This window comes from Bartonella sp. AA83SXKL (assembly GCF_042196965.1).
Classification (GTDB): Bacteria; Pseudomonadota; Alphaproteobacteria; order Rhizobiales; family Rhizobiaceae; genus Bartonella.
Genome location: NZ_JBHIRG010000148.1, coordinates 1 through 794, shown reverse-complemented (window position 1 = coordinate 794; position 794 = coordinate 1). Strand labels below are relative to the sequence as shown.

Genomic DNA, 794 nt, shown 5'->3' with positions numbered 1-794 from the left:
CGATTGGCTCGTGAACCAAATCGGTGATTTCTAAATCTTCAAAATCAATTTCTTTTTTTGATAAAACGATAGTTTTAGTTTTTTTATTATATATGTTATTGTCTATGTTAATGTGTTTCATCATGATGTCATCATGACCTCGTGATGACGTCATCATGACATCATCATGGTTCTTTGATGAGTTATCTTTATGCTTATTTTTCTTAGTATTTGCAGCTTTTATAGCTTTTTCTGAAAGTTTATTTAGATTCTCATTGCAATTTTTTAATTCTTCTTCAACATCGAGATTCCATAAACGACCATCTTCTAAACGAATGATGTATCCCTCTTCTAGCAAAACATTCAATGCTGTCTCAAATTTCTTTACTGAATAACCAGTGTAATGAGATAAAACTTTAATATTACAAAAAAGAGGTTCACCAGTACGAAGCATGCGAAATCGCAATCTCATATAGATATTACCTTCTACAGGAGGTAAATAATCGACGACCACCGCCCATTTATCGGCAAACAGTCTCGTCCATGGTATTTTACCGGACATGTATATCCCCTTCTTTCATTAAATATAAAATTGCCAAAGCATCTGCTTCGTTGTCATCACAAGGCGCGTGACCTTTTGCACGCATTGCCTTAATCATTTCTTCTTTTGACGCATTCCCTTTGCCTGTCATTGCTTTCTTAATGGTACCAACGGGAATGCCTTCATACGGTATCTGATGATGTTCACACCACGCCGTTAATGTTGCTAGAAAGCCCCCATAAACATGAGAAGCGTCTGTACCCACATGCCGGCG

General features: G+C 36.6%; 2 pseudogenes. Both read right to left on the bottom strand.

Features of this window, described 5'->3' with window-relative positions:
* Positions 1–541, bottom strand: a pseudogene (locus tag ACFINO_RS10240) (hypothetical protein); the annotation flags it as partial.
* Positions 531–794: pseudogene (locus ACFINO_RS10235) on the bottom strand (hypothetical protein); the annotation flags it as partial. The pseudogenes ACFINO_RS10240 and ACFINO_RS10235, both read right to left, overlap by 11 nt.